We start from the raw sequence: 13,518 nt of genomic DNA, 5'->3' as shown, positions 1-13,518 counted from the left end.
CAGTGACGTAATCACCGTGCAAGGCATCGGAATGGACACTGGAAAACGTGACCACGATACGCTTACTAATTCCAGAATATCCAGGAAAACTCCAGGTATTCAGCAGCGTTAGCTACGCCAGCTCCCCTTTGACTAAGGGAACAAAGCGTACGGCCTCCACGGTGTCGATAATAAATTCGCCTCCCCGACGACGCACCCGTTTCAAAAACTGGTGCTCATCGCCCACGGGCAAGACGAGAATGCCGCCTTCATCCAACTGCATCATCAATGCCGTTGGGATCTCAGGCGGTGCTGCCGTCACAATGATAGCGTCAAACGGCGCTCGCGCCTGCCAGCCTTGCCATCCATCACCATGACGGGTCGAAACATTATGTAAATCAAGCTGTTTCAGGCGACGACGCGCCTGCCATTGCAAACCTTTAATGCGCTCAACAGAGCACACGTGATGCACCAGATGAGCCAGGATCGCCGTCTGGTAGCCAGAGCCGGTACCAATTTCCAGCACCCGAGACTGCGGCGTTAGCTCCAGCAGCTCGGTCATGCGAGCCACCATATAGGGCTGTGAGATGGTCTGCCCCTGGCCAATCGGCAGGGCGATATTATCCCAGGCCTTATGTTCAAACGCCTCATCAACGAACTTTTCACGCGGTACGGCGGCGAGCGCATCCAGGACATGCTCATCTCTGATGCCCTGCGCACGTAATTGTTCAAGAAGAGTGTGTACGCGTCTGCTTACCATTGCGTGTCGGCTCCCACGCTGTCTAACCAGTCAGAAACCACCTCATGCGCGCCATATGCGGTTAAATCGACATGCAGCGGCGTGATGGAAACATAACCTTCATCAACGGCAGCAAAATCCGTATCCGGACCGGCATCGCATTTTTCGCCCGGTGGTCCGATCCAGTACAGCGTATTGCCGCGGGGGTCCTGCTGTGGAATCACCTGATCCGCCGGATGGCGGCTGCCGCAGCGGGTAACGCGAATACCTTTGATCTGATCCAGCGGTAAATCCGGCACGTTGATATTCAGAATGCGACCGGTGCGCAGCGGTTCGCGGCTTAACGCGCGTAAAATTCGGCAGGTTACTGCGGCAGCAGTATCGTAGTGTTTATGCCCATCGAGTGAGACCGCCAGCGCAGGGAACCCCAGATGACGACCTTCCATCGCCGCCGCCACGGTACCGGAATAGATAACATCATCACCCAGATTAGGACCCGCGTTAATACCAGAAACGACAATGTCCGGACGCGGACGCATTAATGCGTTCACGCCCAGATAGACGCAGTCGGTGGGTGTCCCCATTTGTACAGCGATATCGCCATTATCATAGGTAAACGTGCGAAGTGAAGACTCCAGCGTCAGCGAGTTAGACGCGCCACTGCGGTTACGATCCGGGGCAACCACCTGTACGTCAGCAAACTCACGCAGCGCTTTCGCCAGCGTTTGTATACCGGGCGCGTGGACCCCATCATCGTTACTCAGCAATATACGCATAATCACCCATTGTGTTAATAAGTTCCCTTACAACACTGGTGGCGAAGCTACCTGCCGGTAGCCAGAAGCGCAACTCAACGGTTACGTCATCCCACCAGTTCCAGCTTAATTGTTGTGGATACAGCAACATAGCGCGTCGCGACGCGTCGACTTTCTCGCGCAATAACAGAGACTGTAGCGCGGTTTCATCAGCAATAGCGGCTTCTTCAAACGCCAGCGCATCGCGCTGAGTTCCCCACTCACCGCTACCCGGCAATGCCGCTGTTATCATCAATTCTTTCTCATCGACGCGACGCTGTAATTCAGTTTGTTCTTCCTGTGTGGCGACAAACCAGCTTCCGCGTCCCGACAATTGTAGCGCATCGCCGTCAACAACTTGATTAAAGTCTGTTTTTTTCAGGCGTTCACTGACTATCTGATTAAACAACGCGCTACGGGCCGCCGACAACCAAAAACTGCGTTTATTGCGATCGCGCACCGGCGCATCGCTTTGCGCCCAGCGCAACGCCCCTTGCAGGTTGCTGCCGCCGATACCAAAACGCTGAGCGCCGAAATAGTTCGGTACGCCGCGCTCGCTAATCGCCTGTAAACGCGCTTCAACATCATCACGCTCGCTCACTTCACGCAACACCAGCGTAAACGCGTTGCCTTTCAGCGCCCCTAAACGCAGCTTACGCTTGTGGCGCGCGTACTCCAGCACTTTACAGCCTTCAAGCTCAAATTTGCTTAAATCAGGCATCGCATTGCCCGGTACACGCGCGCACAGCCACTGTTCCGTGACCGCATGCTTGTCTTTCTGGCCAGCAAAGCTGACTTCCCGGGCGTGAATTTTCAGGAATTTCGCCAGCGCGTCAGCGACAAAACGGGTGTTACAGCCGTTTTTCAGGATACGCACCAAAATGTGCTCGCCTTCGCCATCCGGCTCAAAGCCTAAATCTTCGACGACGACAAAGTCTTCCGGATTCGCTTTCAGAACGCCATGGCCTTGTGGTTTGCCATGGAGATACGTCAGATCTTCAAACGCAGTCATTTCGTTGCCTTAATGAGTAACGCCACCGCTTCACAGGCAATCCCTTCCCCACGCCCGGTAAAACCGAGTTTTTCCGTGGTGGTCGCTTTCACGTTAACATCATCCATATGGCAGCCGAGGTCTTCGGCAATAAACACACGCATTTGTGGAATGTGCGGCAGCATCTTCGGCGCCTGGGCAATAATTGTCACATCCACATTACCAAGCGCATAGCCTTTGGCTTGAATACGCCGCCAGGCTTCACGCAATAATTCACGACTATCTGCACCTTTAAAGGCCGGGTCGGTGTCCGGGAATAGCTTACCGATATCCCCCAGCGCAGCCGCGCCCAGCAGAGCATCGGTTAACGCGTGTAACGCCACGTCGCCATCAGAATGCGCCAGCAATCCTTTTTCATACGGGATGCGCACACCACCAATGATAATTGGGCCAACTCCTCCAAAAGCGTGTACGTCGAAACCGTGTCCAATTCGCATTATGCCTTCTCCTGATATACACAACATCCTGCAGGCTGCCTCGTTGCAGCGTGAAGGATGAGGTGTCTAGATAGTTCGGGTCAGATAAAATTCCGCCAGCGCCAGATCTTCCGGGCGGGTGACTTTAATGTTGTCAGCGCGTCCTTCGACCAGCAGCGGATGAAAGCCGCAATATTCCAGTGCCGAAGCCTCATCCGTAATGGTTGCGCCTTCGTTGAGCGCTCGCGTCAGGCAGTCGTGCAACAGCTCGCGTGGGAAAAACTGCGGCGTCAACGCGTGCCATAAATCGGTGCGTTCGACCGTATGAGCAATCTCGGTCTTACCAGGCTCGGCACGTTTCATTGTGTCGCGTACGGGAGCCGCCAGGATACCGCCGATACGGCTGGCTTCACTTATTGCCAGTAAGCGGGCTAAATCATCCTGGTGCAGGCACGGACGTGCGGCATCATGCACCAGTACCCACTGAGCCTCCCCTGCGGCTTGCAAACCGGCAAGGACAGAATCAGCACGCTCGTTGCCGCCATCCACTACGGTAATTTGCGGGTGCGCAGCAAGTGGAAGTTGGGCAAAGCGACTGTCGCCTGGGCTGATAGCGATGACGACTCGCGTCACCCGGGGATGAGCCAGCAGCGCATCCACCGAGTGTTCAAGAATGGTTTTATTGCCAATAGAGAGATACTGCTTAGGACACTCTGTTTGCATTCGGCGGCCAAACCCGGCAGCCGGCACCACGGCGCAAACGTCCAATAAAGTGGCTGCCATGTTAAATCCCTGGACGGTTTATCGATTGTTTTGCCCTGCAGTCTGAGCGCGTTTAGACGCGTCAGGCACCAGACGATAAAAGGTTTCGCCCGGCTTAGTCATACTGAGTTCGTTGCGCGCACGCTCCTCAATAGCCTCTTGTCCGCCATTGAGATCGTCAATTTCAGCAAAGAGCTGATCGTTACGCGCTTTAAGTTTCGCGTTTGTAGCTTGCTGCGCAGCAACATCATCGTTGACGCGACTATAGTCATGTATGCCGTTCTTACCGAACCACAGCGAATACTGCAGCCAGACTAATAAAGCCAGCAACAGCAGCGTTAGTTTACCCATCCTGCCCCCTGAAAAACGGCATTTACATCCCATAACTTCCGCAGACAACTTTACATCAACGGTCGGGAATGCCGCGACAACGCGGGCAAATGTACCACATTTGCCCGTTGTTACGTATACCCCGTGTAAGGAGAACATAATCTCATTGTTGGTTACGGTTTGAATTAGAGCTGCCGGTATGCGGCACCACTCACCATGAAAAAAGGGAAGTGAACCTAGCCCAGCAGCCACAGGAACAATGCGCCAAACATCGACCCGACCACCAGCAGGGTAAACGTAACGCTTAGCAGCAGCCGTCCCTGCATAAGCGAATGCAGGGCAATACCCGCCACAATGGCGACGGGCAGCAACGCGAGGAAAAAGGGCCAGGTATAAATGAAAAAAAACAGTGTATTAGGGCCATACATCAGACACGGGAATCCCAGCGCCAACAACCACGCAATAAAACCGACCACGGCCCCCGGTAGTGACCAGGTGGTTTCGTCGTCGGCGGCGAAGGTATCTGACTCTGTAATAGTAATGTTATGGCTGTTACGCATATCTAATCCTGTGACCGTGACTGACCGGGCATGTGAGCTCGGGTGTCTCAGGATCTGATAATATCTTCCTGCCTCAGCAGGTCTAATAATTGGGGTACCAAATTTGTTACCAATTGTTCACCATCAAGATGAATTTCTGGCGATTCAGGCGCTTCGTATACCGAATCAATGCCAGTAAAATTGCGCAACTCACCCGCCCGCGCTTTTTTATACAGCCCTTTTGGATCACGTGATTCACAGGTCGCCAGCGGCGTATCGACAAACACCTCGATAAAACGCCCTTCGCCAACCCGCTCACGAACCATTTTGCGCTCGGCGCGATGCGGTGAAATAAAGGCGGTCAACACCACAAGGCCCGCATCCACCATCAGGTTAGCCACCTCACCAACCCGACGAATATTCTCCTTACGATCGGCATCGCTAAATCCAAGATCGCTACACAGACCGTGGCGCACGTTATCGCCATCCAGCAGATAAGTGCTAACCCCCAGCTTGTGCAACGCTTCTTCCAGCGCTCCCGCCACCGTGGATTTACCCGAACCAGAGAGTCCGGTGAACCACAGCACAACACCACGATGCCCGTGGTGTTGCTCCCGCTGTTGCGGCGTAACAGGATGGGCATGCCAGACGACGTTTTCGTCATGCAGCGCCATTATTTTCCTCCCAGCAGATCGCGCGCACCCCAGTGTGGGAAATGGCGACGCACCAGCGCATTAAGCTCCAGCTCAAACGCGCTGAACTGGGATGTCGTGGCCTGCTCCTGGACGATCGGCTTGCGTACCAGTCCAGCCCCGACGGTAACATTAGTCAGACGGTCAATGATAATCAGGCCGCCCGTGACCGGATTATGCTGATAGGTATCCAGCACCAGCGGTTCATCAAAGGTCAGATTAACCAGGCCGATGCCGTTTAGCGGCAGCGCTTCAACGTCACGTTGGGTAAGGTTATTAATATCGACCTGATACTCCACGCTATCAACACGCGCACGCGTCTTCTTGCCCGCCACTTTGATGTCATAGCTCTGCCCTGGCGACAACGGTTGTTCCGCCATCCACACCACATCAACGGCAGCGCTTTGTACCGCCGGCAACGCTTCACCGGCATCAAGTAACAGGTCGCCACGGCTGATATCGATCTCATCTTTCAGCACCAGGGTAATGGCTTCACCTGCATGCGCTTCCTGCAAGTCGCCATCGAAGGTCACGATCCGCGCTACGCTGGACTCAACGCCGGACGGTAGCACTTTGACGCGCTGTCCCACCTTCACACTACCGGAGGCCAGCGTTCCGGCATAACCACGAAAATCAAGATTTGGGCGGTTCACATACTGCACCGGGAATCGCATCGGCTGAGTATCGACAACGCGCTGGATTTCAACAGTTTCAAGCACTTCCAGCAGCGTCGGGCCGCTGTACCACGGCATGCTGAAACTTTGCGACGCCACGTTGTCACCTTCCAGTGCTGAAAGCGGTACAAAACGGATATCCAGGTTGCCCGGCAACTGCTCTGCAAAGGTCAGATAATCTTCACGAATCCGGTTAAATGTCTCTTCGCTAAAATCCACCAGATCCATTTTGTTGATCGCAACGATCAGATGTTTTATTCCCAACAGCGTGGAGATAAAGCTGTGACGACGCGTCTGATCCAGCACGCCTTTACGTGCATCGATCAGCAGGATCGCCAGATCGCAAGTCGACGCACCGGTTGCCATATTGCGGGTGTACTGCTCATGGCCGGGGGTATCCGCAATGATAAATTTACGCTTCTCGGTAGAGAAATAACGGTAAGCCACGTCGATGGTGATGCCCTGCTCGCGCTCGGCCTGCAAGCCATCAACCAACAGCGCCAGATCGAGCTTTTCGCCCTGGGTGCCGTGACGTTTGCTGTCGTTGTGCAGCGATGAAAGCTGATCTTCATAAATCTGACGCGTGTCGTGCAGCAGGCGACCAATCAGGGTACTTTTCCCGTCATCCACGCTACCGCAGGTTAAAAAGCGCAGCAGACTTTTGTGTTGCTGGGCAACCATCCAGGCTTCAACGCCGCCTTCATTAGCAATTTGTTGTGCAAGTGTCGTATTCATGGCGGCTCCTTAGAAATACCCCTGACGTTTCTTCAGCTCCATGGAGCCCGCCTGGTCGCGGTCAATCACGCGCCCCTGACGTTCACTGGTGGTTGAGACCAGCATCTCTTCGATAATTTCCGGCAGCGTCTGCGCGGCCGACTCCACCGCGCCAGTGAGCGGCCAGCAGCCGAGCGTGCGGAAACGCACCATGCGTTTTTTAATCACTTCACCGGGTTGCAGATCGATTCTGTCGTCATCAATCATCATCAACATGCCATCGCGCTCAAGCACCGGACGCTCTGCAGCAAGGTACAGCGGAACAATGTCGATGTTCTCCAGCCAGATGTACTGCCAGATATCCTGTTCCGTCCAGTTAGAGAGCGGGAATACGCGAATGCTTTCGCCTTTGTTAATCTGGCCGTTGTAGTTATGCCACAGCTCCGGACGCTGGTTTTTCGGGTCCCAGCGATGAAAACGATCGCGGAAGGAATAGATGCGCTCTTTCGCGCGCGATTTCTCTTCATCACGGCGTGCGCCACCGAATGCTGCGTCAAAACCGTATTTGTTCAGCGCCTGCTTCAACCCCTCGGTTTTCATAATGTCGGTATGCTTGGCGCTACCATGGACAAACGGGTTGATGCCCATCGCCACCCCTTCCGGGTTTTTATGCACCAGAAGTTCGCAGCCGTAGGCTTTTGCCGTACGGTCGCGAAATTCGTACATCTCGCTGAATTTCCAGCCGGTATCAACGTGTAGCAGAGGAAACGGCAGTGAACCAGGATAAAACGCTTTGCGCGCCAGATGCAGCATTACGCTGGAATCCTTGCCGATGGAATACATCATCACCGGATTCGAAAACTCGGCGGCCACCTCACGAATGATATGGATGCTCTCCGCTTCCAGTTGCCGCAGGTGGGTAAGTCGTTTTTGATCCATAACCGTTCCTATGTATTGCCGTTATTTTGCTAACGAAGTTCAGATAACCTGACTATAGGGAGGGCAAGAGAGCGAATGAAATTACGAATTGGAATGAGTAGTTCCTCAAAGGAATAACGATTTGGAAAAGCAAAGTTCAAAAAGTGCTTAAGCCGCCGGATTTCGGGCATTTAGGAGCAAATGAAATTGTTTTACCTCGATCACAGTTTCATACTAGCGGCTGAAAATTTCTGCTTGGTATTTAAGGACTCATTATGTTTTCCGCAACGCGCCACCTTATTGCTGCCATGGCGCTCGGCGCGTGTTTTATCCTTCCTGCACAGGCAACATCCTCCAGACCTGGAGATATCGCAAATACTCAGGCCCGATATATCGCAACATTCTTCCCTGGCCGCGTGACGGGCTCTCCGGCAGAAATGCTATCTGCTGATTATTTACGTCAGCAATTTCAGCAGATGGGCTATCGCAGTGATATTCGGACGTTTAATAGCCGTTATGTTTATACCGCCAAAGACAACCGTAAGAACTGGCATAACGTTACGGGCAGCACCGTCATTGCAGCGCATGAAGGCAAGGCGCCGCAGCAGATTATTATCATGGCGCACCTCGACACTTACGCCGCGCTGAGCGATGCCGATTCCGATGCTAATCTGGGCGGATTAACCTTACAGGGCATCGACGATAACGCCGCAGGTTTGGGTGTCATGCTGGAATTGGCTGAAAAACTTAAAAATGTGCCGACACAGTACGGCATTCGGTTTATCGCCACCAGCGGCGAGGAAGAAGGCAAACTCGGCGCAGAAAATATCCTCAAGCGCATGAGTGCGGCTGAGAAGAAAAATACGCTGCTGGTTATCAACCTCGATAACCTGATCGTCGGGGATAAGCTCTACTTCAATAGTGGGAAAAGAACCCCGGAAGCCGTACGAAAACTGACGCGCGACCGGGCGCTGGCAATTGCACACAGCCGCGGTATCGTCGCCAGTACCAACCCGGGCCTGAACAAAGACTATCCGAAAGGAACCGGATGTTGTAACGATGCCGAGGTCTTCGACAAAGCGGGAATCGCCGTGCTCTCGGTAGAAGCAACCAACTGGAACCTGGGTAAAAAAGACGGCTATCAGCAACGCGCTAAAACCGCCTCTTTCCCCGCAGGTAACAGCTGGCACGACGTGCGTCTGGACAACCAGCAGCATATTGATAAAGCGCTTCCAGGCCGGATTGAGCATCGCAGCCGCGACGTCGTACGCATCATGCTGCCGCTGGTAAAAGAACTGGCGAAAGCAGGTAAATCCTGAAGAAGAAGCCCGGTAATATGTAAACGTTACCGGGCTTTTAGCCGTTACCCTTCGTGCAGCCCGCACTCTCTTTTCAGCCCAAAGAACCGCGTCTCTTCTTCCGCCATCCCCGGCTCCCATTTGCGGGTGGTATGGGTATCGCCGACTGACAGATAGCCTTGATCCCACAGTGGATGATACTTCAGACCGTGTTTTTGCAGATACTGGTATACCGTACGGTTGTCCCAGTCGATAATCGGCAGCACTTTAAATACGCCACGCTGAATAGCCAATACCGGTAAATGTGCACGGCTACCGGACTGTTCGCGGCGCAGACCCGCAAACCAGGTTTGTACATTCAGTTCTTTCAGCGCCCGGTTCATGGGTTCGACTTTGTTGATGTCATTGTATTTCTCAATGCCTTCGACGCCCTGTTCCCACAGCTTACCGTAGCGTGCCTCCTGCCAGGCGGCGCTCTCTTTCGCGCGATAAACCTGGAGATTCAGCTTGAGTTTGTCCGTTAACTCGTCAATAAACTGGTAGGTTTCCGGGAACAGATAACCGGTATCGGTCAGGATCACCGGGATATCCGGGCGAACCTGGTTCACCAGATGCAGGCTGACCGCCGCCTGAATACCGAAGCTTGATGACAGAACATATTCGCCGGGCAGGTTTTCCAGCGCCCACGCCACACGATCCTCGGCACTCAGTTTTTCCAGTTCGGCGTTGGTTTCTGCCAGTGCTAATACGCGTTCGACTTTCGGCAGTTCATTCAGCGTGTTTAGATCGAGTTTGGACATAAGTTCCTCGCTGTATGCCTTGCCTGATGGCGCTGCGCTTATCAGGCCTACCGTCTGCGTAGGCCGGATAAGGCATTTATGCCGCCATCCGGCAATTCATGTTATTCCCAGAAATCACGCGCTGGATCGAGCACCGGGCGAATGATGCCCGCACGCACCGTAAAGTCGCCGAAGCCTTCACCCGCTTCACGCTCTTTCGCCCAGCGCCCAACCAGTTCGTCAACGGCGTCGAGAATTTCCGATTCCGTAATGTTTTCGCGATACATACGCGGAATACGTGTTCCCATGCGGTTACCGCCCAGGTGCACGTTGTAGCGCCCCGGCGCTTTGCCCACCAGCCCCAGCTCGGCCAGCATTGCGCGGCCACAGCCGTTCGGGCATCCCGTCACACGCATCACGATATGCTCGTCAGGAATGCCGTGTTTTTCCAGAATCGCTTCCACTTTGTCGGTGAACGACGGCAGGAAACGCTCGGCTTCGGCCATCGCCAGCGGACAGGTCGGGAACGACACGCAGGCCATCGAGTTTTCACGCTGCGGTTTCACCGAATTCATCAGCCCATGATCGCGCGCCAGCTTCTCTACCTTCGCTTTCTGGCTTTCCGGTACACCGGCAATAATCAGGTTCTGGTTAGCGGTAATACGGAAATCGCCTTTGTGGATCTTCGCGATCTCCAACAAGCCGGTTTTCAGCGGACGGCCCGGGTAATCCAGAATACGGCCATTTTCAATAAACAGCGTCAGATGCCAGTTATTGTCGATCCCTTTCACCCAACCAATCCTGTCGCCACGACCGGTGAACTCGTATGGGCGGATCGGCTCAAATTTGATCCCCGCACGACGCTCCACTTCCTCTTTGAACGTGTCGATACCAACGCGTTCAAGGGTGTATTTGGTTTTAGCGTTTTTACGGTCGGTACGGTTGCCCCAGTCACGCTGCGTCGTCACCACCGCTTCCGCCACCGCCAGCGTGTGTTCAAGCGGCAGATAGCCAAATTCGCTCGCCGTACGGGCGTAGGTTTTCTTATTGCCATGCTCAATCGACAAACCACCGCCGACCAACAGATTAAAGCCTACCAGCTTGCCGTTTTCGGCAATCGCCACGAAATTCATATCGTTGGCGTGCAGATCGATATCGTTCTGCGGCGGGATCACCACGGTAGTTTTAAACTTACGCGGCAGATAGGTTGAACCGAGGATCGGCTCTTCGTCCGTCGTCGCAACTTTTTCCTGATCCAGCCAAATTTCCGCATAGGCACGAGTGCGCGGCAGCAGATGCTCGGAAATCTTTTTCGCCCACTCGTAGGCTTCGGCGTGCAGCTGCGATTCATACGGGTTGGAGGTGCACAGCACGTTACGGTTCATGTCGTTGGCGGTCGCCAGTGCGTCCAGCCCCACCGAATGCAGCATCTGGTGTACCGGCTTAACGTTCTTCTTCAGAATGCCATGGAACTGAAAGGTCTGACGGTTGGTCAGACGAATACTGCCGTAAATGGTGTTATCAGCGGCAAATTTGTCGATGGCCTTCCACTGGGTTGGGGTGATCACCCCGCCCGGCAGACGGCAGCGCAGCAGCATCGCGTGGCGCGGCTCCAGCTTCTGCTCGGCACGTTCGGCGCGAATATCGCGGTCATCCTGCTGATACATACCGTGGAAACGGATCAGCAGGAAGTTATCGCCATGGAAGCCGCCGGTCAGGCCGTCGTTCAGGTCTTCCGCGATGGTGCCGCGCAGGAAATTACTTTCACGCTTCATGCGCTCGGCGTCAGTCAGTTTGCCTTCGACCACTAAAGGCCCTGGGTATTTTTCGCTCATTAGTAGACATCTCGCTGATAACGGCGCTCAACGCGCAGCTCACTTAAAAATTCATCCGCCGCTTCGATGTCCATTGCACCGAATTCAGCAATCACTTCCAGCAATGCCTGCTCAACGTCTTTCGCCATGCGATTAGCGTCGCCGCAGACATAAATGTGGGCACCGTCATTGATCCAGCGCCACAGTTCCGCGCCCTGTTCGCGCAGTTTGTCTTGTATGTAGATTTTTTCTTTTTGGTCGCGTGACCAGGCCATATCGATACGGCTCAGCACGCCTTCTTTCACGTAACGCTGCCATTCCACCTGATAGAGGAAATCCTCGGTGAAGTGCGGGTTACCGAAGAACAGCCAGTTCTTGCCTTCTGCGCCATCGGCCGCGCGCTGCTGCATAAAGGCGCGGAACGGGGCAATACCGGTGCCCGGGCCAATCATGATGACCGGCGTCTGCGGGTTAGCCGGCAGGCGGAAGTTGTCGTTATGTTCGATGAAGACGCGGACTTCGCCTTCTTCTTCCACGCGGTCGGCGAGGAAGCTGGAGGCACCACCGGCGCGGGCGCGGCCTTCAATGTCGTAACGCACGACGCCAACAGTCACGTGCACTTCACTTTCGACTTCCGCCTGGGAGGAAGCAATGGAGTACAGACGCGGGGTCAGCGGGCGCAGAAGATCAACTAACGCCTGAGCGTCCAGTTGTGCCGGGGAGAAACGCACCATATCGACGATTGGCGTGGTGGCGGCGTAATGCTGCAACTGCGCTTTATCGCCCACCAGCGGCAGCAGCGATTCACTGCGCGTCAGCGTGGCGTAGTTTTCCACGATATTGGCGGTGTTGACCGTCAGCTCAAAGTGCCACTGTAAGGCTTCCGCCAGCGGCAGCGTTTTGTCATTGACCGTGACCGGTTCATCACCCTTCAGCCACAGCAGCTCTGCCAGCTCTTTAACCAGCGCAGGATCGTTCTGATACCACACGCCCAGCGCGTCGCCCGGCTGATAGCGCAGACCGGAATCGCCGAGATCGATTTCGATATGGCGCACATCTTTTAGCGAGTCGCGACCGGTGATTTTCTGATTCACCGAGAGCGATGCCGGCAGCGGCGCTTCTTTGGTATACGGGCTGGTGTGTACTTCGTTTACAGCACCACTCGCAGCAACTTGCACAGACGGTGCAGCCGGCGCACGGGCTTTCAGAACCTCAACCAGACGCTCACGCCACTGCGCGGCAGCGGCCTGGTATTCGACATCAGCATCCACCCGATCCAGCAGGCGCTCGCCACCCAGTTCAGCCAGCCTGCTGTCGAAATCTTTCCCCGCCTTGCAGAAGAACTCATAGGAGGTATCGCCCAAACCAAACACGGCAAAAGCGGTGTTCTCAAGCTTCGGCGCTTTTTTCGAAAACAGGAATTTATGCAGCGCCACGGCTTCTTCCGCCGGCTCACCTTCCCCTTGCGTCGACGCCACCACGATCAGTAATTTTTCATTGGCGATTTGTTTGAATTTATAGTCGCCAGCGTTGATCAGAGTAACGTTGAGCTTCGCGGAGATCAAATCATCGCGCAGGGCTTCCGCCACACGACGCGCATTACCGGTTTGCGAGGCGGAGATAAGCGTAATACCGGGCATTTCAGCAGCAGGCGCAGGGGCCGCCGCATTGCTGCCAGGCTGCTGATTCAGCACGCCCCAGAAATAGCCAGAAACCCACGCGAGCTGTGCGGGAGTGAAGTCAGTCGTGGCTGCCTGAAGGCGTGCCAGTTGCTCCGGATTTAGCGGTAGCAAAGCGGAAGGTGGGGCCTGTGTCGTCATGCGTTGTCATGTTCCAGTAAGCAAAGCGGATTTCAGCAATAAAACCCAAACTGAAGATAAGGTTAACGGCGGGGATAGTAACAATTAAAGAAGGGATAGAAATAACAAATAACCAAATGGACTAACCTGTTTTAGTTATAGTCATTAACGACAAAAACGATTTAATAACTATATGATATATAAATAGTTATCAAACATT

General features: G+C 54.3%; 14 protein-coding genes. 1 reads left to right on the top strand and 13 read right to left on the bottom strand.

All coding sequences use genetic code 11. From position 1 onward, the window contains the following. Positions 1–112: 112 nt before the first annotated feature. The 10 genes from HV041_RS01830 to cysD form a co-directional block, all read right to left on the bottom strand. Positions 113–739 (bottom strand): protein-L-isoaspartate(D-aspartate) O-methyltransferase, encoded by a 627-nt coding sequence (locus HV041_RS01830; RefSeq protein ID WP_061068474.1) that lies wholly within the window; start codon positions 737–739, stop codon positions 113–115. Continuing rightward, complete coding sequence (surE, locus tag HV041_RS01825) at positions 733–1,494, bottom strand: 5'/3'-nucleotidase SurE (RefSeq protein ID WP_003825728.1); 762 nt, start codon at positions 1,492–1,494, stop codon at positions 733–735. Before surE ends, HV041_RS01830 begins: the two co-directional genes overlap by 7 nt. Beyond that, positions 1,475–2,524, bottom strand: coding sequence for a tRNA pseudouridine(13) synthase TruD (gene truD / locus HV041_RS01820; protein ID WP_101741642.1), 1,050 nt, complete (start codon positions 2,522–2,524; stop codon positions 1,475–1,477). The genes surE and truD overlap by 20 nt, the downstream gene beginning before the upstream one ends. Beyond that, the gene (gene ispF / locus HV041_RS01815; protein WP_121584983.1) at positions 2,521–3,000 is read right to left on the bottom strand and encodes a 2-C-methyl-D-erythritol 2,4-cyclodiphosphate synthase; all 480 of its coding nucleotides are present in this window, start codon (positions 2,998–3,000) and stop codon (positions 2,521–2,523) included. The genes truD and ispF overlap by 4 nt, the downstream gene beginning before the upstream one ends. A gap of 66 nt (positions 3,001–3,066) precedes the next feature. Further along, the gene (ispD, locus tag HV041_RS01810) at positions 3,067–3,762 is read right to left on the bottom strand and encodes a 2-C-methyl-D-erythritol 4-phosphate cytidylyltransferase (RefSeq protein ID WP_048213058.1); all 696 of its coding nucleotides are present in this window, start codon (positions 3,760–3,762) and stop codon (positions 3,067–3,069) included. Between the two features lie 18 nt (positions 3,763–3,780). Further along, positions 3,781–4,092: a cell division protein FtsB gene (gene ftsB, locus HV041_RS01805; RefSeq protein ID WP_003034163.1), complete on the bottom strand. Its 312-nt coding sequence runs from the start codon at positions 4,090–4,092 to the stop codon at positions 3,781–3,783. 215 nt (positions 4,093–4,307) lie between these two features. Continuing rightward, positions 4,308–4,631: a DUF3561 family protein gene (locus HV041_RS01800; RefSeq protein WP_048213060.1), complete on the bottom strand. Its 324-nt coding sequence runs from the start codon at positions 4,629–4,631 to the stop codon at positions 4,308–4,310. A gap of 47 nt (positions 4,632–4,678) precedes the next feature. Then, positions 4,679–5,284, bottom strand: coding sequence for an adenylyl-sulfate kinase (gene cysC / locus HV041_RS01795; protein ID WP_048213061.1), 606 nt, complete (start codon positions 5,282–5,284; stop codon positions 4,679–4,681). After that, positions 5,284–6,711, bottom strand: coding sequence for a sulfate adenylyltransferase subunit CysN (gene cysN / locus HV041_RS01790; RefSeq protein WP_115642965.1), 1,428 nt, complete (start codon positions 6,709–6,711; stop codon positions 5,284–5,286). The genes cysC and cysN overlap by 1 nt, the downstream gene beginning before the upstream one ends. Positions 6,712–6,720: 9 nt before the next feature. Then, positions 6,721–7,629: a sulfate adenylyltransferase subunit CysD gene (cysD, locus tag HV041_RS01785; RefSeq protein WP_048213063.1), complete on the bottom strand. Its 909-nt coding sequence runs from the start codon at positions 7,627–7,629 to the stop codon at positions 6,721–6,723. Positions 7,630–7,883: 254 nt separating this feature from the next. On the opposite strand from cysD, the gene HV041_RS01780 reads away from it, so the two are divergent. After that, positions 7,884–8,927: an aminopeptidase gene (locus tag HV041_RS01780; protein ID WP_061068477.1), complete on the top strand. Its 1,044-nt coding sequence runs from the start codon at positions 7,884–7,886 to the stop codon at positions 8,925–8,927. A gap of 44 nt (positions 8,928–8,971) precedes the next feature. Here HV041_RS01780 and cysH read toward each other — a convergent pair whose 3' ends face one another. From cysH to cysJ, 3 genes are all read right to left on the bottom strand, one after another. Then, positions 8,972–9,706 (bottom strand): phosphoadenosine phosphosulfate reductase, encoded by a 735-nt coding sequence (cysH, locus tag HV041_RS01775; RefSeq protein ID WP_048213065.1) that lies wholly within the window; start codon positions 9,704–9,706, stop codon positions 8,972–8,974. A gap of 101 nt (positions 9,707–9,807) precedes the next feature. Then, on the bottom strand, positions 9,808–11,520 hold the full coding sequence (cysI, locus tag HV041_RS01770) for an assimilatory sulfite reductase (NADPH) hemoprotein subunit (RefSeq protein WP_048213066.1): 1,713 nt from the start codon (positions 11,518–11,520) through the stop codon (positions 9,808–9,810). Beyond that, the gene (gene cysJ, locus HV041_RS01765; protein WP_165712612.1) at positions 11,520–13,319 is read right to left on the bottom strand and encodes an NADPH-dependent assimilatory sulfite reductase flavoprotein subunit; all 1,800 of its coding nucleotides are present in this window, start codon (positions 13,317–13,319) and stop codon (positions 11,520–11,522) included. Before cysJ ends, cysI begins: the two co-directional genes overlap by 1 nt. Between the last annotated feature and the right edge of the window lie 199 nt (positions 13,320–13,518).

Origin of the sequence: Citrobacter sp. RHBSTW-00029 (assembly GCF_014104295.1) — a bacterium.
GTDB classification, from domain to species: domain Bacteria; phylum Pseudomonadota; class Gammaproteobacteria; order Enterobacterales; family Enterobacteriaceae; genus Citrobacter; species Citrobacter youngae.
This window is presented reverse-complemented; position numbering and strand designations above follow the sequence as displayed.

What these genes read in the sequence shown, in the direction of transcription:
- cysD (WP_048213063.1), bottom strand. Translation starts at nt 7,629, where the DNA reads ATGGATCAAAAACGACTTACCCACCTGCGGCAACTGGAAGCGGAGAGC.
- HV041_RS01830 (WP_061068474.1), bottom strand. Translation starts at nt 739, where the DNA reads ATGGTAAGCAGACGCGTACACACTCTTCTTGAACAATTACGTGCGCAG.
- truD (WP_101741642.1), bottom strand. Translation starts at nt 2,524, where the DNA reads ATGACTGCGTTTGAAGATCTGACGTATCTCCATGGCAAACCACAAGGC.
- ispD (WP_048213058.1), bottom strand. Translation starts at nt 3,762, where the DNA reads ATGGCAGCCACTTTATTGGACGTTTGCGCCGTGGTGCCGGCTGCCGGG.
- cysJ (WP_165712612.1), bottom strand. Translation starts at nt 13,319, where the DNA reads ATGACGACACAGGCCCCACCTTCCGCTTTGCTACCGCTAAATCCGGAG.
- HV041_RS01780 (WP_061068477.1), top strand. Translation starts at nt 7,884, where the DNA reads ATGTTTTCCGCAACGCGCCACCTTATTGCTGCCATGGCGCTCGGCGCG.
- HV041_RS01800 (WP_048213060.1), bottom strand. Translation starts at nt 4,631, where the DNA reads ATGCGTAACAGCCATAACATTACTATTACAGAGTCAGATACCTTCGCC.
- cysI (WP_048213066.1), bottom strand. Translation starts at nt 11,520, where the DNA reads ATGAGCGAAAAATACCCAGGGCCTTTAGTGGTCGAAGGCAAACTGACT.
- cysH (WP_048213065.1), bottom strand. Translation starts at nt 9,706, where the DNA reads ATGTCCAAACTCGATCTAAACACGCTGAATGAACTGCCGAAAGTCGAA.
- surE (WP_003825728.1), bottom strand. Translation starts at nt 1,494, where the DNA reads ATGCGTATATTGCTGAGTAACGATGATGGGGTCCACGCGCCCGGTATA.
- ftsB (WP_003034163.1), bottom strand. Translation starts at nt 4,092, where the DNA reads ATGGGTAAACTAACGCTGCTGTTGCTGGCTTTATTAGTCTGGCTGCAG.
- cysC (WP_048213061.1), bottom strand. Translation starts at nt 5,284, where the DNA reads ATGGCGCTGCATGACGAAAACGTCGTCTGGCATGCCCATCCTGTTACG.
- ispF (WP_121584983.1), bottom strand. Translation starts at nt 3,000, where the DNA reads ATGCGAATTGGACACGGTTTCGACGTACACGCTTTTGGAGGAGTTGGC.
- cysN (WP_115642965.1), bottom strand. Translation starts at nt 6,711, where the DNA reads ATGAATACGACACTTGCACAACAAATTGCTAATGAAGGCGGCGTTGAA.